We start from the raw sequence: 19389 nt of genomic DNA, 5'->3' as shown, positions 1-19389 counted from the left end.
GCCGTCCGCGACACCACCCTGTCACCGTTTCCTGGAGAGCTGCGTCACATCGTCACATCGCCAGCGGGATCCGCCAGCCGAGCCGGGTGCCCACCGTGCCGGGGCTGTCGAGCGAGAGCCGGCCGCCGTGCCGGGCCGCCCGCTCGGCGAGGTTGCGCAGGCCGCTGCGGCGGTCGCCGTCCGCGGGCATGCCGACGCCGTCGTCGGTGACGGTCAGTTCCAGGTGCCGGCCGTCGTTGACCACCGCGACGTCCACGGACGAGGCGTGGGCGTGCCGGGCGACGTTGGCCAGCGCCTCGCCGAGCACCGCCAGCACGTCGTCGGCGGCCTCGCGCGGCACCTGCGTGTCCAGCAGCCCTTCCATGCGCAGGCCCGGCGCGAAACCGAGCAGCGTTGCCGCCTCCCCCACCGTCCGGACGAGCCGGGTGCGCAGCCCCTGCCGGGACGCGGTCTCGCGCGAGCGCAGCCCGAAGATGGTCGACCGGATGATCTTTATGGTCTCGTCCAGGTCATCGACAGCGCGCCGCACCCGCTCCCCGGCCTCCCCGTGGTCGATGAACCGCTCCGCGCTCTGCAGCGTCATGCCGGTGGCGAACAGCCGCTGGATCGCCAGGTCGTGCAGGTCGCGGGCAATGCGGTCGCGGTCCTCCAGCACCGCGAGCTGCTCGGCGTCCGCGCGCCGCTCGGCCAGCTCCATGGCGACGGCCACCTGCCCGGCGAAGGCGACCAGCGGCCCGAGCTCCTCCTCCCGGAACGCCGGCCCGCCCCGAGCCCGTTCCAGCTGCAGCACGGCCCGTACGGCATCCCCCGACGTCAGCGGCACCGCCACGGCCGGGCCACCGGGCCCCTCGGCCCGGACCGGGCCGCCACCGGCGAGCACCCGGCAGGCCGGGCCGTCCTCGGGCAGCGCGGTGCCGCGCAGCTGCGCGGCCGGCACCGCCACTTCGATGACGAGGCCCTCCCCGCCGGGCGGCGGCACGGCGACGACGGCCAGCTCCGCACCGGTGATCTCCCTCGCCCGCTCGGCGATCAGCCCGACGGCCTCCTCCGGGCGCCCGCCCGACATCAGACGGGTCGTCACCTCGGCGCCGGCCGCCAGCCACCGCTCGCGACGCGTGGACTCCTCGTACAGCCGCGCATTGTCGATCGCCACCCCCGCCGCGACGGCGAGCGTGGCGAGCACGGCCTCGTCCTCGTCCCCGAAATCCGCCCCGTCGCGCTTCTCGGCGAGGTAGAGGTTGCCGAAGACCTGGTCGCGGACGCGGATGGGCACGCCCACGAAGGTGTCCATCGGCGGATGCCCGGGCGGGAAGCCGTACGAGGCGGGGTGCGCCGAGATCCGCGACAGCCGCAGCGGCTCGGGACGGTGGATGAGCTCGCCGAGGATGCCGTGACCGGACGGATAGGGCCCGATGGCCTCGATCTCCGCCTCGCTCACCCCGACCGTCAAGAACTGCGAGAGCGTCCGCCCGTCCGGCCCGATCACCCCGAGCGCCCCGTACCGGGCGTCGACCAGGGCCGCGGCGGCCTCGACGATCCGGCGCAGCACCTGCTCCAGCTGCAGCCCGCGCCCGACCGACAACACGGCCTCCAGCAGGTGGTGCACCCGGTCGCGGGTCCCGCGCGCGGCGTCGATCCTCGCCTGCAGCTCCTCCAGCAGCTCGTCCAGCCTCAGCTGGGGTAACCGCACCACCGCTACCGCTCCTCCTCGCCGTGTGCTCTTGCGAAGAACACCGTATCCGCAGGTGGGCGGAGGCAGGGGCGCGGGTGCGGGCCGGCACTGGACGCCGTCCGGCCCGCAGGCTGTCAGGTCCCGGGCTTGCGCCCGTACACGTACACGTCGTCGCCGTTCTTGAGCAGCGACCAGTACGCCTGGGCGTCGGCGCGCCGCATGTTGACGCACCCGTGGGAACCGGGCGCCGACCACACGCTGCCGTCGATGGAGTGGAAGGCCTGCCCGCCGTCGAAGAACTGGCTGTAGGGCATGCGCACCTTGTAGATCGTCGACCAGTGGTCGATGCTGCGCCAGTAGATCCTCTTGAGCCCGGTGCGGGTCTCGTACCCGTCCCGCCCGGAACGTATCGGCACCGGCCCGAACTTCAGCTTCCCGCCGTCCTGCACCCAGCTCAGTTGCCGGGTCAGATCGACGCACGCTATGCGCCCCTTGTTGGTCGGGCACTTCCCGGCGGCGTTGGGGTTGCTGCCGGCGGCACGCTGCCGGTCGACGACCTGCATCACGTCCCACGTGACGGGGCCGGCGTAGCCGGCGGCGGGGCTGATGCCGTGGTCGAGCTGGAAGCCCCGGATGGCCCGGCAGTCGCCCTGCGACTGCCGCCCGTCGACGGGCCGCCGGAGGAACCGTTCCGCCTGCTTCTGATACGGCCCGGCGCCCGCGGTACACGCACTGCCCGCAGCCTGGGCCGTCCCCCCACCGGCCACGACACCGACGGGAAGCGCCAACCCGACGGCACCGACCACCACACCGACGGCACGAGCGGCCGCCCGACATCTCGCCTTGCTGCTCGCTGAGTTCACCATGTGCAGTACGACTACTGGGGGGCGGCGTTGGTTGCGCGAAAAACAGCTCGCCGCAGGATGCGCGCCCCGACTACGGTTCCTCCCCCACCACCCGGACTCGGACCACCTGAGAGCGCACCATGCCCACCCACCCCGCGACGACAACCCTGTGGCGCCCCACCGGCCCGGTGGAGCTGGCCCTGGTCCGCGCCCTCGACTGGCGCGCCTGGCCACCCCGCCTGCCGGAGCAGCCCATCTTCTACCCAGTCCTGAACGAGGACTACGCAATCCGCATCGCACGCGACTGGAACGTCAAGCACGACGGCGCGGGCTTCGTCACGCGCTTCGAGGTGGAGACGGACTTCGTCCGCCGCTACCCGGTCCAACAGGCGGGCGGCAGCACGATCCTGGAACTGTGGGTGCCGGCGGAGGAGCTGGAGGAGTTCAACGCGCACATCGTGGGGCGCATCGAGGTGGTCCACGAGTTCCGCAGGAACGCCTGACGGCTGGACGCCGAGCGCTGATCAACCGCGCTTGCTCATCTGCACAGACGAGTCCGGCGGTCCGCCTGCATCACCGGCCCTCCGCTCAAGCGGCCATCTCCGTTGCCGTCATGAACCTCAGAAGCCCCACCGAGCAGGCCCGGTGGGGCTTCATCAGCAGTACTGGAGGTCCCAGTTGGTCAAATCTATGGAGAGCCAAACTCCATTCTCACGAGAACATGCCCCCTAGACGAACCCCGCACGGTCCCTCTCGACACCCTGCCAGACCAGGCCGCTTACAAGTCGTACGGGTAAAGCTGCAATTCGGGAACCCGAAAGGAAATGAACTCCTTCACGGAAAGTTCCGATCTGCGGTTCGGAATTTCAATCAGGAGAATATCCGACCCCACCCTCACCTCTACGACCGGATCATCACCATCCTCGCGCCGTACAACCTCACCCACAATCAGGGCGACGAGGTCTTCTGTGGCAGCCGAGAGAGAAGCAACACCTGATGGGATCGCTACCCACTCTTCCACCTCTCCCGGAACCTCGATCTCGACGTCGAACAGTCCCACGCATGCAGGGTTCGGCCCCATCCAGCGGCCGTACGCGACGCCGCACTCGCATCGGAAGGATACAATCCCTCGCGATCGATCGATTACTCGGAGAACTTCTACCCTCACTACCTCGACCCCAAAGGAACACGCTGCATGACATTACTGACAGTCCACGTATTATTTACCGAATTCCACTCCCACTCTTCCATGTGATAGTGGAATTTCGTAGGCTTGCTGTTCATTTCATGATCACCCATTCGGATACTACGGAGCCCATCGGCAGATACAAGCCTATTAGGATCGACCTGCCCGGCCCGTGGGTGAATGTTGGTGTACGGGCCAGGCCCCAGGAAATCACTCCACGCCTTATCAACCTGAGAAGGCTTGAGAGGCTTGGGCGCAGTCACCTCTGGTAGATTGTTGACCTTTTCAGCGGGCGAGCAGTTGGAATTATGAACCAGAACCGAAGTGGCACCTGCCAGCACATAGTACGCATGGATGCCATCAACCGTGAGGTCATATGTCCGTTGTTTCCGGTGGAAGCTGCGGGCACCCAAAAGAGTGACCGTTTCACCCTTGTCCGTGCGGAGTTGGGCTCCTGAGGCGAGATCACCGGCATCCACCCAACGGCGCTCAGTGACCGACCAGAAAGGGTGAGTATCGGTCGCAATGATGGACGCTTCGCCGCCCACCGTGCTGACCTTGAGGTCGACAAAGTCCTTATCGTCCTCGGTGACGATTGCCGCCACCACGGGACGTGATTCCGTCCTGCCCGTCTCGGGGTCGGTTGCCAGGACGCGATCGCCGACCTTGACGTCGGCTATGTCTTTCCTAACACCGTCGGATATCTCAACCTGCGTCCCCGCAATGAAGCTGTGACAAGGAGAGCTTTCCGCCTCCTTCCCCCCGAAACTCCTGGCCCAACCACCACGCATGGCGGGCGCCACGTAGCTAAACGTCAATGCCCACTTGTACCAGGAATTCCGAGCGCGGCAGAGGCTGTCGCCAGACTTGCAGTCCACAAGATCGGGCATTGCCTCCGGCTTGCTAACTTCCGGCTTTGAGGGAATGCCTGCCTGCCAAGGGTGAACCTCTGGCGTCTTTTCAGGAACAAGTTCCTTGCTGACGACCCATCGAGAAAAGACACCTTCGTTTCTCTCGCTGGTGGATCGGTAAGTCGTCTCCGTATATTCGTAGTCCTCTCCGTCTTCCTCCTGCTCCCATGATCTGGTGCTGCTACTGGACGTCCCCCACTCCCAGCCATTGTCACCGTATTCCCAGGTCTCATAAACGGGTTGACCGTCGGAATACCCAACGACGCAAGTCCCGTTACCGCCACAGGCGCCCTCGGGCCGCAGTCCTGAGGGGTCTGACATCGTCGCGGGATTATTGTTGGCGTACGTGTAGCCGTGGTTCTGCTGCGGGTCTCCCAAGTCCATCAGCGGGTCGACGCTGATGAAGCGGCCCGTCGACGGGTCGTATTCGCGGGCGCCCAGGTGGGTGAGGTTCGTCGACGTGTCGTTCGTGCCGCCCACGAAGCCCTTTGTGCCCGGCCAGTTCTTCGGTTGTTGCCCTCGCGGGGCACCGAAAGGTGTGGTGCGGCGGTGGGTTGCCGTCGTGGCGGCCGTGTCTATGGCGAGTTGGCCCGTGCCGACGTGGTCGCCCAGGACGAAGGACGCGGAGCCGTCGTCCGTCTGGACGGCCTGGATGCCGTTGCCGAGGTCGAAGTAGTAGGTGCCCTTCGGTGTCGTCGAGCCCTTCGGGAGGGTGATCTCCAGGGCGCCGAGGTAGAGCGTCGTCTCGGTGTCCGTGCGGCCGATGAGCCGCTGGCCGTCCGCGTCGTACAGGTATGACATGGTCTTCGTGCCCTTGTCACCCGCCGGTTCGGTCACCTTGGCCAGGTGGCCTTCGGCATCCCAGTCCATCGTCTGCGTGTCACCGCGGATGGTTCGGGTCGCCGTGTTGCCCGTGGGGTCGTAGGTGTAGGAGTCCCGGGCCGTGCCGGTCGGGCCTGCCGTGTCCACCGCCGTCAAAGCGTGCGGCTGGGGCTTGCCGGCGCCGGGGTAGGAGTAGGTGCGCTTGGTGTCCTTGGCGGTGTTGCCGGTGAGGTCGTGCTGGGTCTCGGTGAGGCGGTTGCCCGTCTTGTCGTAGGTGTAGGAGTTCCAGTACGGAGCCGGACCGCCGACAAGGTTGCCCGACGGTGCACCCGTGCAGGCCCCGGCCGGCTGCGTCCATTCGTCCGTTACACGGCGGAGGTAGTCGTAGGTGAAGCACTGGATGTCCGTGCCGTCGGCTGCGGCATCAGAGATGGCGCGGATGTTGCCGGTCTCGTCGTAGGTGTAGGTGGCGGCCTTGTCGGCGGCGGGGGCGTTCTCCCGGTCGACACGGGTGGTGGACAGGCGCTGCGTTCCCCACTCGTAGCCGTTGGTGACCTGGGTGAAGCGGCCGTCCTTCTGCCTCAGCTTGGCCTGGAGCGGTTTGCCGGTGAGGCTGTAGCTGGTGATCTCGGACTTGATTCCGTCAGCGCTGATCACAGCAGTAGGACGCAGGACGTCGTCGTAGTCGAAGATGAGGCCCTGGCCGGGTCGGGAGCCGACCTGCGGGAAGCTCATATTCATGACCGAACCGGACAGGGTGTAGTTGGTTCGGCTCATGTAGGTGCCGGCCAGCGCGCCCTCGTTCGAAGGGATGACAACAGTGGTCTGCTTGGCCCGGTACCGGGTGTCGTATTCGTCGATGCGGCTCGTGTAAGCGTTGCCGTCCACGTATCGCGTCGAGGAAGCCGGCTTTCCCTTGCCGTTGGTGACCGTGTCGTACGTCCACTCGGCGAGCTTCGTTCCGGTCGCCGACCCCTCTCGGAGCTCGGTCTTGCGACCGAGGCCGTCGTATGCGTAGAAGAGCGTGTTCTTGGACTTCCGTGCGTTCGTGGTGGAGATCAGCTGACCGCGGTCGTCGTACGTGCTGGTGGTCGTGCCCTTGTCGGGGTCGGTGGTCGAGACCTGACGGCCGAGCTGGTCGTACTCGTACGTCCAAGCGTTGCCTGCAGGGTCGGTGACACGGGCCAGCTTCCCGGTCGGGGTGTAGGCATAGCGCGTGGTGTCGGCTTCGGCCCCCGCCGTGCGCTCATGCAGCTGCTGCAGCTCGGTCGTCTGGCCATGGGCGTCGACCACCGTCGTGGTGGCGGTGGAACCCACTGGCGGGATCACCGTCGTGCGGTCGCCGCCGTAAATGGTGCGTGTCGTCGCCAGGACCTTGCCGGCTTCGCTGTTGCCGGCAATCTGCTTGCTCTCCGTGACCCGGCCCTGGCCGTCATAGGCGTTCCAGGTCTGGGATTCGACCTTCAGGGCGTTGTCCGGGGTGAACAGGGTGCTGCCGGGAGCGTCGGTGGCGTAGTAGGGGGCGAACGACTTCGCCGTCAGCCCACGGTCGTCGTAAAAGGTGTCGGTGATCAGACGGCCCTTGTCCGGGCCCGGGCTCTGCGTCTGACGCGGGCGGAGGAAGCCGTCGTACAGCGTGTACGACGTGAGCTGGCCGTCGGAGTTGTTGGGGGTTCGCGTACCCACAACCACCGGTTTGCCGTCCGCGATCCTGTAGGTGAATTCGTAACTCGGCGTACGGTTCTTGCCCCGGTCCGCCAGCCAGACCCTTTTCGTGCGGCCCAGGGCGTCGTATTCGAGGGAAGTCACCCTGTTGTTGGTGTCCGTGACATAGAGCGGCTGGCCCCGGACCGGGTCGACCGAGGTCGTGCTGGTCTGTGCCGTAGTCGCATCACCCGCCTTCGCCGGAGGGCCCGTCGTCGTGACCTTCGTCGGGAATCCGGCAGCAGGGGTGTACGTCGTGGTGCTCGTACGGCCGTCGTTTCGCTTGGTGGACGAGACGAGCTTGCCGCCGGCGTCGAAAACGACCTCCGCCGTGATGTCCGTCGTGGTCAGGTCGCGTCCGTACGCATCGACGGTCTTCCCAGACTCCAGGTAGGTGGCCAGCGTGCCGTCGTGCTTCTTCAAGGTCGCCACGCTGGTGGCGTAGCCCTTGTCGGGCACCCCGCCGTACGTCCCACCGTCGTAGGCGGTGCGCACATCGGAGATGACCGCCTTGCTCCGGTCGACACTCGTGCTGTCACAGGCTGCCGCCACCGTCTCCACCCTCGACGGGAGGCTCAGGATGTTGGCGTCCGTGTTGTCGGCGTACGTGGTACGGGTGCAGCGGTCGTCAGTCGACGTACTGATGTCGCCGGAGTCGGCCACCTGCGTGGCCCGGCCCGTCGCATCGTCGTACACCGTGGCCGTGGCGGTCTGCCGCCACTTCTCACCGGCTCCTTCGTCCATCGACGTGAACGTCCGGCTGGCCTCGGTGCCCGTGAAATTGGCGGTCACCGTGCCCCAGGAGCGGACCTTCTTCGCCGTTTCGTGGTGCCAGGGCCGGCTGATGGCCTTGCCCAGAACCTTTCCGCCCGGGCCGGAGTACGTCTCCTTCTTGTAGGCGAAGCCGGCAGCGGACTCGTGGTCGGCAAGGGGATCCCCCTCGCCGGCCCCAAGGGAGACGCTCACAGACTTCGTTCCGCCGTCGGTCGACTTCCTGTCGCCGTCCATGCCGCGCAGGAAGTAGGTGTCCTCCTGCGACTTCATGCCGCCGACGCCCTGGCTGCCGGTCTGCACGCGCACGTGCCCGTAGCCGCGCCACTGCGACCAGGTCTTGAACTTCTCCTTCGTCAGACCGTCGTCGTCATCGAAATGCCACGCCGCACCGTCGAGGTAGTCGTACTTCGTGACCTGGTCGGGCGAACCGCCGGTCCGGTCGGTGGCGGTCACGCTGTCGACGACGTACTTGTTGAACCACTGCTGCGTCGGATCCGTGCTGCTGGTGCCGCCGATGTACTGGGGGAAGCACCGGCTGGTGTTCATCTCGGGCGTCGGCAGGCTGTTCCAGTCGCACACCGGCTGCGAATAGGTGACATCCGTCTGGCCGCCATGCTCGTCGGCAACGGTCGACAGACGCTCCTTGATGAAGGGCGCCTTCCCGTCACCGGTCTTGTCCAGGCGGTTCGGCCGCTGCGTGTAGGCGAGGGTCGTCTTCGGCAGGGTGATGGCCGGAGTGACCGACTTTCCTGTGTGCTCGATCGCGCTCAGCAGGAGCTGGTAGTCGGTGTCCGCCATGCCCCAGCGGTGATCCAGTTTCCAGGAGTCGACTGGGGCATACGTACCGTCGCTCTTGAGGACGCTGGTGGAGATGTCGGTCAGTCGCTTGCGCGTCCAGAACGACGGCGAAAGCCGTCCCTTGTCACACTCGGCACCGGCCTTGCAGTTCAGGTCCCACGGGGTGTCGTACCAGTACTGCTTCTTGTCGTCGATGGTGTCCTCGGCACAGGTCACCTTGTCCAGGTCCTGCGGCAGGCACCGTTCGGCATTGCTGAAGGCGACCATGGCCAGGGGCTTGGCGAAGAGGTCGCCGGACCGCAGGCCGTACTCGATGCGCTTGAGGTAGCCGCCTCGCACGTACGAGGTGTTGTCCTTGGCTTCGACGTTACGGCCGTAGGAGTTGGTTTCCTTGTTGTAGTAGTACGTGACGGCATTGCCGTGCCGGTCGACGGCGTAGTCCAGGTTCCAGCGCCAGGCCTGCTGGCACCAGGAGTCCTTGAAAGCGTCCTTGTGGCAGGGCTCGTCGGCATTGTTGCCGTAGACGGGCACGGTCCACACGGAGTCGGTCGTGCTCTTGCCGCTCGCCCATCCATTGAGCTTGTGGTAGCCGAAGTAGTACTGGGTGCCATTCGGCGTGGTCACGCGCCAGTACTCGTTGTCGTTGTCGCCATTGTCGCGCGCGGCGTCCGTGAGGCGTGCGATCTTGGTGCCGTCGTCGTTCTTCAGCCGCCACTGGTTGTCACCGGACGGGACGAGTTCGCCGGCCTTGCCGTTGAACGAGATCGTGGCGTTGTCGTACGCCCAGCACAGATCGCCCGGCTTGTTGCCGTCGGAGTGCTCCTCGCCGTCCTCGGAACAGGACTTGTACCGGCGCTCGATGAACCCGGGCCACATCTCGAACCCGTCGCCGACCCAGGACGCCTGGTTGTTGGTGTTGCCTGTGCGGCCGTCGATCGAGGAGGACGAGTAGCCAATGCTGACGTTCGGCTTCAGACCACCCGGGACCTCGGGGACGGAGATGGGGTACGACCAGCTGAACGCGCCGGTGTTCAGGTCCGTCTTCCACGTCGACGACGGGGACAGCGACGTCGCCTTGTAGTCGCCCTTGTCGCCGGAGGCGTCCGGAGCTGCGGCCAGAACCTTGGCGACCCCGGCCTTCCACCCCAGCTTGGTGGCGGTCAGTGTCTGCTTCTCGGTGTCGTTCGTCGCGACGACCGGCCTGGCCTGCTTGCAGGCGGCCTTCTCGGGAGTGGTCAGCGCACAGGCCGGCAGCTCGACCAGGTGCAGGCGGGAGGAGTATCCGCCTCCGTACAGCTGGGAGAAGGCGGAGTAATTAACCCGCAACCCCATGTTCTCGGGTGCCGCGACCGCCAGGTTGCTCTTTTCTGCGGCCGGTGTGACGGAAAAGACCAGACCGTTCACTCCGGCCCGTTCGCTCGCCTTGCGGTCGAGAATCCGGATGTCGGCGCCGGTCCCGGCAACAGGAGCCACGGTCCGGTTCTTGGACGGCTGCTCGACAAAAAGGCTCACCGGCCAGGCATTGCCCGTGAGCGACCTACCGGCCGCCGGGCCGTCGGCGCCGGAAACATTCGCCGGTTCACCGAGCAGGCTGCCGCTCTGCGGCCATGTGGCGTTGGGGCGGACCTGAGGCGTCCTCGGAGCGGTATCGACCTTGCGTGGCTTGCCTGCCACGGCGTGGCCGGCCACCGGGTCGCCCGGGTCGGGTGCCCCCGGGAGGTTTCCCGCACGCCCTGCGGCCGCAGAGAATGCGGTGCCTTGCAGGAGGGCTCCCACCAGCACTGTGGACAGCACTACAGCCATACGTCTCTGACGTCTGGACGTTGTTAATCTGCCTTTGCTGTTCATACCTCGTGTCCTCGGCCGGGCCCGGGCAGAGCGACTCCTGCGCCCTGCCCAGGCCATCGGAAAAAGTGGCGATGAAAACTGCCTTATACGTTCAGGCCTGCGGAATTTCGGTGGGCCGTCCGTTCATGGCGGTGGCGAGCACGTTCACCTGCTGGCCGGTCAGAGCACCCTGGAACGCCCAGACGTCATCGACCTGCCCGGACCAGTACTCACTTGCCGTCCCCTTCACCAAGGAGCGGCCGACCTGGAAGGACTTGGTGGCAGCGAACGCCACCGCATTGCCGGCATGGGAGAAGCGGTCGGCGCACGGCGACGGATCGTTCTGCGTCCCGTCGCCCGCAGCGCCGCAAGCCAGCTGCTCCAGGCTTCCGTTGACATAGAGCCGCAGCTCGTGAGCAAAACCGTCGTACACCACGGCAATGTGGTTCCACGCCCCGGCGTCCTCGAAGGCGCCGTTGTCCACCGTCGTGACGGTGATGTCCTTGTCGGCGTCCTTGCTCGGCAGCGTGACCTGCCAGCGCCCACGCCCTTCAACCCCGCCGGCCTCGGCCGGAGCGGCGGGCCCCGGCACATAGCGCACGGTGAGGGCGTTCTGGGAGGTGCCCTCGGCGCTCAGCAGCGTCATGGCACGTCCCGGCCTGTCGGCCACCCGCTGCGCCCATGCAGTCACCGTGAAGCTGCCGCTCGTGTCGACCGGCACCCCATTCGTGGCAGCGGCAGCATCGACACCGTGGAGCTTCAGGCCACCCGCGTCCACGTGGCCCGCACCGATCTCGGCCTTTCCGGTGAGCAGCATGTCGTGGTGCACGGCACCCGGATCGGTCACTGCGTCCGGCGACGTCGCCGGCGTGCCCGAAGCGGCATCGAACTGCCACCGGCCCTTGACCAGCGGCCGCTGCTTGAACAGTTGCTGCACCTCACCGGGCGCGAGCGGGCGGTCGTAGATCCGCAGGTCGTCGATGTCGCCGGGGAAGTAGTTGCCGGGCTTGCCCGCGTAGGATCCGGCACCGATCTGGAGCTGCTTGCCCGCATACCACGGGGTGCTGCTGATGGGCGTACTCCCGGCGAGGATTCCGTTGACATACAAAGTCAGCGTGCCGGCCGTGGTGTCGCGTATGGCGACCAGATGGGCCCATTCCCCGTTCTTGGCCGGCGCGCCGGCGTTCTGGACGACCTTGTTGTCGGTGGGGTCGGTGACATCGGCGGTGTGCTGGTTGAATACCCATCCGCCTTCGCGGGTCGAGTAGAACAACTCGCCACCACTCGCGTTCGCCCCGGCTTGAGTGACAACCACCCCGGTTCGGATGGGCTTGTCCTTCGCCAGCCGTGCCCATACCGAGACGGCAAAGCTTCCTGTGCTGTTGAAGTGCGGTGAATCGACGGTGGCGTAGTCGTCGACGCCGTCGAGTGCGAGTGCCTTGCCGGCGACTCCCGGCGTTGCGGCCTTCGCTCCGCCGTGGAACACCGCAGGCTGGACCTCGGCCCGTCCGGTCACCTCCTTGGCTCCCTCGGCCTCGTCGAAGGGGAAACTCGCCCGAGCGGGACCACCAGGGCCGCCGAGGTGTTCCTTGGCGTACAGACGTGCCACTTCGTTCGCCGGAACGGCGCGATCGAAGAACTGCAACTCGTCGATGTCACCAGGGAAGAAGGCCGTCGGATTGCCGTTGTTCGTCCCGGCGCCGATCTGCAGACCTCGGTGGGCGTCCCACGGCGTCTTGTACGGGGCGCTTCCCTCCTGCTTGCCGTTGACGAACAGGCGCAGCTCCCCCGCCGTGTTGTCGTAGACGCCCACGAGGTGATTCCACTCGCCGGGCTTCGCACCGCCGGCGTTCTGCTGCTTCGCCCGCACCGACTGGGCGCCGGCGGCATCGGAGGCGTACCGGTCGAACGTCCATCGGTCGTCGTTCCGGGAATAGCTCAGCTGGAAGGCCGGCACATTGTTGCCCGCCTGGCCGACAACCACGGCATCGCCCGCCGGAGCCTTCGAGAGCCTGGCCCAGGCCGAGACGGTGAATCCGGTCGAGGTGCCGACCACGGGCGCATCCGTGCTCGCGTAGGCGTCGGTACCGTTCAAGGAAAGAGACTTCCCTTGGATCCCTTCGCCCCCCGTCGCAGCACCACCGTGCAGCTGTGCCGTGCGTGCCGGACTCGTCCCCTGTGCCTGCTCGGCCTCCGGCCCGTCGTCCATCTGCCAGGCCGCGCGCTCGGGCTGGCCGGCCCGCACCTTGTAGCGGTACGTGTACGGCTCGCTCATGTTGCCCGCCGCGTCGAGCGCCTGCACCGTGACGAAGTTGAGCCCCGGCTCGCTCGGCAGCGCTTTGACCGTCCGGGCCGCACCCTCCGTGGTGCTCACCGCGTTCTTGGGCGACGCGTCTGCATTGACGCCGTAGAAGTACTTGGTGATGTCCTTGGTGGCAGGGCCGACCGTGAAGCTGCCGTACCTACCAACGCCGTCGATCCACGGATCGCCTCCGTCACCGGAAGCGCCCGGCTTCGATTCCGGGTAGTCGGTCGAGGACACCTTGGGCGCGGGCAGCGTCCTGGGATCCCGGACGAAGTAGCAGCCGGTCGGTGGGCCCGCCGCGGACCAGGGTGAGTAGCCCAGACGGTCGTATGCCCGGACGTACCAGCTGATCGTGGTGTTGACCGGAAGGTCGCTGGGCAGGGCCATGGAGAAGTCCGAGCCGGACTTCTTGAAGCCGGTCAGTCCCGGTGTCCAGCGTGCGACGGTTCCCTTGCCGTCGCCGTTGTCCCATTCGGCCTGGAATTCCACGGCGATGTCGTCGCCGTCCGGGTCGGTGACGTCATTGGCGTACACCTGGCCGAGGGTGCGGACGTGGGCCGCCTGCTCGGGGGCCTTGCAGGCGCCGCCGTACTCCATCGACAGCTGCGACATGGCGACCTGCTGGGGCGGCTGGTTGTACTGCACCCGCAGGTACGCGCGGTCGGCGAACCGCTTCCAGGCGTAGGTGTCGCTCTCGTCGGACGCCTTCAGCCCGAAGGTGATGTCGTTCCAGGAGCGATTGGCCGCATTCTGCACGACCTCCCGGACATTGAACTCCGCGTCGTCGGAGGCACAGCCCTCGTATCCGTGGGCGAACGACTGCTCGTCCAGCTTCTTCGCCCAGAAGTCGGAGCCGGTCTGGGAGTTCCACGTGGTGGACGACGAGATCCCGCGCGTCAGCCACAGCTGCACGCCCTTCTTCTCGCACGACGCCGACCAGGTCTCGGGCACGACGAACTCGGCGGACAGGATGCTCTTGCCCGCGAATTGGCTCGTCGGGATCTCGTAGAAGAGGCGCTTGGTGTCCCCAGGGTTGCAGTGGTTCCAGTCGCAGTAGCCGAGCCCGGCGTCCTTGTTGCCGTTGAACTTCCACTGCGGCGTGCTGTCCCAGTACTTCGACACCATGGTCCAGGCCGACGACCTGGGTGAGTACCACTGGGGGTCGATGAAGACCGGGTACACGGTGTCGGCGGACGCGAGCACCTTCCGGTCCGGGGTCAGGACCAGTTCCCGTCCGCCGGAGGGAACGTCGACGCCGACTTTGGCGAGCTTGCCGGACTCCCCGGCGGTCGGCTCCTGTCCTACTGCGTGGGCTCGAAGGCGCACTACGCGCACTACGCTTCGCGCTCTTGTCGCCCGCCTTGAGCGAGGGACTCGGGCCACTGCTCGAATCCCACATCATCGGGGTCGGTGCTTCGAAGACAACGCCTCCTGCACCCTGGTCCTCCGCTTTGAGTCCGCCTTGCGGCGTCTGCTGGACGGTCACCCCGGTGCCCTGCATCTTCAAGCGCAGTTGCGAGAGTTCCTTGCTCGCCGCGGCCTTGGCCGACTTCACGACCAGAAGCTGGGTGAAGCCGTCCGCCTGGGCGGCCACCCGCAGGTCGACGTCCGGCAGGACGTCGGGGTACGTGGCCGTGTCGCCGTCCAATCGCGGTTCCGGCAACTTGGTGGGCCACGAGAGGGCGACTTTCCTGCCCGCCCGGTCCAGCTCGACAAGCGCCGTGTCACCGCCACCGGAGAACCTGATTCCGACCGTGGCCGTACGCGGTGCGACCCTTCCGTCGGTTGATTTCGTCAGGGTCGTGTCGACGGGCTTCCACTCCCCACCTGAACGGGTGCGGATCGGCCGTAAGTACTCCCGGGCCTCCAGCGTGCCCTTCGGCGTGGCGAACACGTCCCTTGTCTCGCCGCGCAGCGCCGCGACTTCCACTTTCTTGCCGGAGCGTTTCGCTTCATCGAGCGCCTCGCGCTCGGTGGGCGCCGGCGTTTCCGGCCCTTCAGCACCGGCATTCCGGTGCAGCGTCCGGCCCGGGCCGGCAGCCCCGGCCTCCGCAATTGATGTGCTTCCTAATGCTCCGACGGCCAGCGCCAAGCCCGTACCGCCGGCGAGAAAACATCTGAACGCGCGCATGCGCGTATGACGAAACATCCCCCCAGCCCTCCCCAAGGCTGTAAATGAAGACCAGATAAAGGTCGTGGAACGAGAACGTAGGGGGTTGGAAGCATGGGGTCTACATCCGAAATAACGGTCACCTCGGCATCAAACGCCCCAGAAGTCGCAGAACTTCACGTGTCCTGCATCACAAATTGCCCGTCTCGGGAACTCACGTTGGATCAGGTGCATTGAGCAATGGTTTCTTGGTCGAAGAGGTCACCACCACGTCAGCACCGCCAGCAGTCCCACGCCCGCCATCGTCCAGGCCACGTAGTCGCCCACGTGGCCCGATTGGAGGCGGCGGAGGGGGGTGCCCAGGTGGTGGAGGGCGCCGGGGTGGCGGGTGGACCAGGCGGCGAGGGTGGTGGCCAGGGCCGTGGAGAGGAGGCCCAGGGCCACGCCCGGTGGGGTCCACCACTCGGTGGCGCGGGGGACGGGGGTCGGGGTGGGCGCGGCGTCGAGGACCGTCGCTGCGTAGCCGGCGTGGTTCGTGAACGCCTCCGCCGCGGCCGTGACGGCGTCGGTCAGGCCGCGGAAGACGCCCACGGCGAGCGCGCCGGTCAGGAGCAGTGTGGTCACGGTGACCATGGGGCGCGGCAGGAGGCGGATCGCGTGGCCGGTTTCGGGGTGTTCCTCGTCGCCGGGGGTCTCCGGGCCCGAGTCGGCGGGCTCCTCGCGTTGGCTCTCGCCCGCCCCGAGGAAGACCCGCGCCGCGACGCGCAGGGCCGCGCCGCCCGTCACCGCCGAGACGAGGACGAAGAGGACGGGCAACCAGGGCCGCTGCTCCTCGACGAGGGCCTTGCCCAGTGCCGTGCCGAAGGGGGGCAGTCCGGCGAGGGCCAGGGCGCCGGCGGTGAAGAGGAGGCCGAGGCCGGGGGTGTCGCGGCCGCGGCCGTGCAGTTCGTGTTCGTCGACGTTGCCGTGGCGGTCGAGGAGGATGCCCGTGCAGGCGAACAGCGCGGCCTTGGTGCCGGCGTGGCCGAGGACGTACAGCTCGGTGCCGGCGATGCCCTCGGGGGTGAGCAGGGCGATCCCGGTGAGGAAGAGGCCGACGTGGGCGACGGTGGAGAAGGCCAGCAGGCGTTTGATGTGCCGCTGCTGCCAGCACATGGCGGCGCCCACGGCGGCGGTGAGGACGCCGAGGACGAGCAGGGCGCGCTGGACGTGATCAGCGGGGATGCCGCCGGGGCCGCCGAAGACGGTGGTGTGGATGCGGGCGACGCCGTAGACGCCCGTCTCGACCATGACGCCGGACAGCAGCATGCACACGGGCGTGGGTGCCACGGCGTGGGCGTCGGGCAGCCAGAAGTGCAGGGGGACGGCCGCGGACTTGACCAGCAGTCCCGTCATGACGAGGACGAACGCGGCCAGGAGCAGGGCGTCGTGGCGGGGTGCGGCGTCCAGTTGCCGGCCGGCCTGGGCCATGCCGAGCTCGCCGGTGCGCGCGTAGAGCAGGCCGATGCCGAGGAGGCTGGCGTAGCCGCCGAGGGAGTTGACGAAGCCGAAGGTGAGGGCGCCCTGGACGGGCCGGGGCTCCTCGACGCGGTAGCCGGTCAGGGCGTAGCCGACGACGCCCATCAGCTCGAAGAAGACGAAGGCGTCGAAGAGGTCGCCGGTGAGCTGGAATCCGCACATGCCCGCCTGGAAGAGCAGGATCAGCGCGGGAAAGGCGCCCGCGTGCCCGTACGGGGGCTCGTCGAAGTAGCGCCAGGAGTACGCGAGGACGGCCACGACCAGCAGAGACGTCAGGGCGGCGAGGCCCAGGCCCGTACGGTCGCCCACCAGGACGATGCCCACGCCGGCGCCGTGGTGGGGGCGCCAGTCGCCGAGCCAGACGACGCGGGAGCCGTGCCAGGGGACGAGCGCGCCCACGGCGAGGGCCGCGGGGACGGCGGCGCCGGCGAGGCCGAGCACCTCGGCGACGGGCCGCGGCAGGTGCCGGCCCGCGGCGACGAGGACGGCGGCGCCGAGCAGCGGCAGCGCCACGATCAGCGGGAGGAGCCGGTCCATCATCCTTGCCCACCACCCCCTCAGCCGCGCAGTTCGGACAGTTCGTCGGGGTCGACCGTGCCGTGCCGCTTGTCCACCTGGACGACGAGGGCGAGCAGCAGCGCGGTCACGGTGGCGCCGACGACGACGTCGGTGAGGGCGAGCGCCTGGACGACGGGGTCGACGACGCTGGTGCCGGGGGCGATGTCGGAGAAGACGGGCGCGGTGCCGCCGCGCCGGTAGCCGACGGCCAGCAGCAGGACGTACGTGGAGGACTGGGCGACGGCCAGGCAGCCGACGGCGTGCACGAGGTTGCGGCTGGTGGCCATGCCCGCGGCGCCGACGAGGAAGATGTAGGCGGCCACCAGATAGGGCAGGACGGTCACGACCCGCTCCCTTCGTCGGTGATCTCCAGCGCCTGGGCGAGGAAGTGGGCGAGCAGGACGACGATGCCGGAGGTGACCTCCATGCCGACGGCCGCGTTCAGCAGCGGGACGGTGCCGCCGGAGGCCATGGTGTTGAAGGTGCCGTGCGGGAGGGTGTTGGCCAGGTAGGCCGCGCCGGCGAGCAGTCCGGCACCGCCGAGGACGACGTAGGCGGCCTCGCCGGCGCCGTCGGCGAGCTCGTACAGGTCGACGGGGCGCAGGCGCTCGAGGGCCGGGTAGTCGACGGCGACGTACAGCAGGTGCAGGGCGGTGGCGACGACCACGCCGCCCTGGAAGCCGCCGCCCGGGCTGAGCTGGCCGTGGGCGATGACGTACAGGCCGGCGAGCAGGGCGAGCGGCAGCATGACGACGCCGTAGCGGCGCAGCGCCGCGGGCACGGCGGCCGGCTGCGGGGCGACGCGGTGCTCGTCACGGGTCTGCCGCAGCAGGACGAGCGTGCCGAGGACGGAGGCGAAGAGGATGCTCTCCTCCCCCAAGGTGTCGAAGGCGCGCTGGTCGAAGTTGACGGAGGAGACGGTGTTGGCCGTGCGCTGCTGCAGGGCGGTGGCCACGGCCCGGTCGCCGTACGGGTGCCACGACGCGCCGAAGGGCGGCAGCCGCAGGCACGCGACCGTCAGCAGGGCCGCGGTGACCAGGAGCCCGGCGGCCAGGACGCACAGCCGCACCCGGCGCGTCACTCGCGCCGCTTCCGGCGCACCCGACGCACCCTGCGGACCGTCAGCAGCACCATCAGCGGGGTCACGGCGGAGCCGACGCCCAGCTGGGACAGGGCCACGTCGGGCGCCTGGACGACGGTGAACAGCAGGGCCAGGCTCAGGCCGAGGAGGGAGAGGACGACGGCCTGCCGGGCGGGATCGCGGTTGAGGACGACGGCGGTGGCCGCGACCGCCACCAGGAGCAGGGCGAGGACGAGGAGGGTGTCGTCCAGGGCCTGACGCGCGGCCGCCGCGCGGGCCGCGGCCAGCACCTCAGACACGGCGCACCGCCTTGCTGGTGACGGCCCCGCCGGCGACCAGCAGGGCGCCGATGACCAGGAGTTTGACCATCGCCCGGCCGGGACCGGTGGCCACGCACAGGGGCACGACGGTCACGGGGGTGCCGACGGCGACGGCAGGGGTGAGCAGGCGGGCACCGGGCGGGTCGGGCTCGAGCTCCTCGGCGAGCAGACGGGCGTAGACGAGGGTGCCGGTCGGTCCGAGGACGGAGACGACGAGGGCGAGGTCGACGTACGAGGGACGGCCGTAGCCCTGGGCCAGCAGGAGGAAGACCAGGCACAGCAGCAGGGTGGCCATGTTCTGGGCGACGACGCGCCCCCCGGCGCCGCCGCGCGCCGCGGCCCACAGGCACGGCCCGAGACCGCCCAGCACGAGGGCGGCGGCGGCCGCGAGCCACCAGTTCACGGCGCGCCCTGCGGTGCGGGGCGCGCGGCGGTGACGCGGTACGGGGCGGTGACGCGGTACGGGGCGGTGACGCGGTACGGGGCGGTGACGCGGTACGGGGCGGTGACGCGGTACGGGGCGGTGCGGCGCGCCCCGTACGCGCCGCGCCCGCTCGGCGCGCGCCGCGCCGTGCGCCTCACCGCGCGCCCCGTGCCGCGCGGCGGGCGCCGCGGGCGGTGGCCGCCGCCAGGACGGAGGCGGCGGCGCCGATGGCCAGGTCGAGCGGGTCGAGGGAGCTGATCAGCACGGCCCACAGCGCGGTGAGCCCGGCCCACCAGCCGAGGATCTCCGCCGCCGCGCCCAGCATCGTCGCTCCTCCTCCGCCCTGCGCCCGCCCGTGCGCGTACCGGGCCCCGCCCGCGCGGCGGGGCCCGGAATGCCCCGAGTATCGGCCATCGGCCCGTCCCGCCACGGCCACCGGGGCGGGTGCGGCGTGTCGGGATCCGGGGCGCCGGTGGAGTGCGCCGGGCGGCACTCGGCCATGCGGGAGCGGGAGGTTTCGGCATCGCGGCCCGG

General features: G+C 68.6%; 13 protein-coding genes. 1 reads left to right on the top strand and 12 read right to left on the bottom strand.

Annotated elements, in window-relative coordinates; all coding sequences use genetic code 11:
* Nucleotides 1-52 precede the first annotated feature (52 nt).
* Nucleotides 53-1693: a sensor histidine kinase gene (locus ABD361_RS16515; protein WP_344436067.1), complete on the bottom strand. Its 1641-nt coding sequence runs from the start codon at nucleotides 1691-1693 to the stop codon at nucleotides 53-55.
* 113 nt (nucleotides 1694-1806) lie between these two features.
* Nucleotides 1807-2538, bottom strand: a complete 732-nt coding sequence (locus ABD361_RS16510; protein WP_344436066.1) for a L,D-transpeptidase family protein — start codon at nucleotides 2536-2538, stop codon at nucleotides 1807-1809.
* A 119-nt stretch (nucleotides 2539-2657) separates the two neighbouring features.
* On the opposite strand from ABD361_RS16510, the gene ABD361_RS16505 reads away from it, so the two are divergent.
* On the top strand, nucleotides 2658-3020 hold the full coding sequence (locus ABD361_RS16505; RefSeq protein ID WP_344436065.1) for a hypothetical protein: 363 nt from the start codon (nucleotides 2658-2660) through the stop codon (nucleotides 3018-3020).
* A 275-nt stretch (nucleotides 3021-3295) separates the two neighbouring features.
* On the opposite strand, the gene ABD361_RS16500 is transcribed toward ABD361_RS16505, so the two are convergent.
* The 10 genes from ABD361_RS16500 to ABD361_RS16455 all read right to left on the bottom strand — a co-directional run bounded on the left by ABD361_RS16500 (nucleotide 3296) and on the right by ABD361_RS16455 (nucleotide 19180).
* Nucleotides 3296-3577, bottom strand: a complete 282-nt coding sequence (locus tag ABD361_RS16500) for a hypothetical protein (protein WP_344436064.1) — start codon at nucleotides 3575-3577, stop codon at nucleotides 3296-3298.
* Between the two features lie 107 nt (nucleotides 3578-3684).
* On the bottom strand, nucleotides 3685-10515 hold the full coding sequence (locus ABD361_RS16495; RefSeq protein WP_344436062.1) for a polymorphic toxin-type HINT domain-containing protein: 6831 nt from the start codon (nucleotides 10513-10515) through the stop codon (nucleotides 3685-3687).
* 136 nt (nucleotides 10516-10651) lie between these two features.
* Nucleotides 10652-14170 (bottom strand): LamG-like jellyroll fold domain-containing protein, encoded by a 3519-nt coding sequence (locus tag ABD361_RS16490; RefSeq protein WP_344436061.1) that lies wholly within the window; start codon nucleotides 14168-14170, stop codon nucleotides 10652-10654.
* Nucleotides 14171-15215: 1045 nt separating this feature from the next.
* A complete protein-coding gene (locus ABD361_RS16485; protein ID WP_344436202.1) occupies nucleotides 15216-17009 on the bottom strand; it encodes a complex I subunit 5 family protein in 1794 nt (597 codons plus the stop codon).
* Between the two features lie 20 nt (nucleotides 17010-17029).
* Nucleotides 17030-17374: a sodium:proton antiporter gene (locus tag ABD361_RS16480; protein ID WP_344436060.1), complete on the bottom strand. Its 345-nt coding sequence runs from the start codon at nucleotides 17372-17374 to the stop codon at nucleotides 17030-17032.
* The gene (locus tag ABD361_RS16475) at nucleotides 17371-18111 is read right to left on the bottom strand and encodes an MnhB domain-containing protein (RefSeq protein WP_344436059.1); all 741 of its coding nucleotides are present in this window, start codon (nucleotides 18109-18111) and stop codon (nucleotides 17371-17373) included. The genes ABD361_RS16480 and ABD361_RS16475 overlap by 4 nt, the downstream gene beginning before the upstream one ends.
* Entirely contained in the window at nucleotides 18108-18362 is a 255-nt protein-coding gene (locus tag ABD361_RS16470) for a hydrogenase subunit MbhD domain-containing protein (RefSeq protein ID WP_344436201.1), read from the bottom strand. Before ABD361_RS16470 ends, ABD361_RS16475 begins: the two co-directional genes overlap by 4 nt.
* Before the next feature lie 40 nt (nucleotides 18363-18402).
* The gene (locus ABD361_RS16465; RefSeq protein WP_344436057.1) at nucleotides 18403-18834 is read right to left on the bottom strand and encodes a monovalent cation/H+ antiporter complex subunit F; all 432 of its coding nucleotides are present in this window, start codon (nucleotides 18832-18834) and stop codon (nucleotides 18403-18405) included.
* The gene (locus ABD361_RS16460; protein ID WP_344436056.1) at nucleotides 18831-19013 is read right to left on the bottom strand and encodes a hypothetical protein; all 183 of its coding nucleotides are present in this window, start codon (nucleotides 19011-19013) and stop codon (nucleotides 18831-18833) included. Before ABD361_RS16460 ends, ABD361_RS16465 begins: the two co-directional genes overlap by 4 nt.
* Nucleotides 19010-19180 (bottom strand): hypothetical protein, encoded by a 171-nt coding sequence (locus ABD361_RS16455; protein ID WP_344436055.1) that lies wholly within the window; start codon nucleotides 19178-19180, stop codon nucleotides 19010-19012. Before ABD361_RS16455 ends, ABD361_RS16460 begins: the two co-directional genes overlap by 4 nt.
* Between the last annotated feature and the right edge of the window lie 209 nt (nucleotides 19181-19389).

It is taken from the genome of Streptomyces luteosporeus, from assembly GCF_039532865.1.
Lineage (GTDB): Bacteria > Actinomycetota > Actinomycetes > Streptomycetales > Streptomycetaceae > Streptomyces > Streptomyces luteosporeus.
This window is presented reverse-complemented; position numbering and strand designations above follow the sequence as displayed.

Bases quoted from the DNA above. Each gene is read 5' to 3' on its own strand.
- ABD361_RS16455 (WP_344436055.1), bottom strand. From the start codon at position 19,180: ATGCTGGGCGCGGCGGCGGAGATCCTCGGCTGGTGGGCCGGGCTCACC.
- ABD361_RS16505 (WP_344436065.1), top strand. From the start codon at position 2,658: ATGCCCACCCACCCCGCGACGACAACCCTGTGGCGCCCCACCGGCCCG.
- ABD361_RS16495 (WP_344436062.1), bottom strand. From the start codon at position 10,515: ATGGCTGTAGTGCTGTCCACAGTGCTGGTGGGAGCCCTCCTGCAAGGC.
- ABD361_RS16485 (WP_344436202.1), bottom strand. From the start codon at position 17,009: ATGGACCGGCTCCTCCCGCTGATCGTGGCGCTGCCGCTGCTCGGCGCC.
- ABD361_RS16510 (WP_344436066.1), bottom strand. From the start codon at position 2,538: ATGGTGAACTCAGCGAGCAGCAAGGCGAGATGTCGGGCGGCCGCTCGT.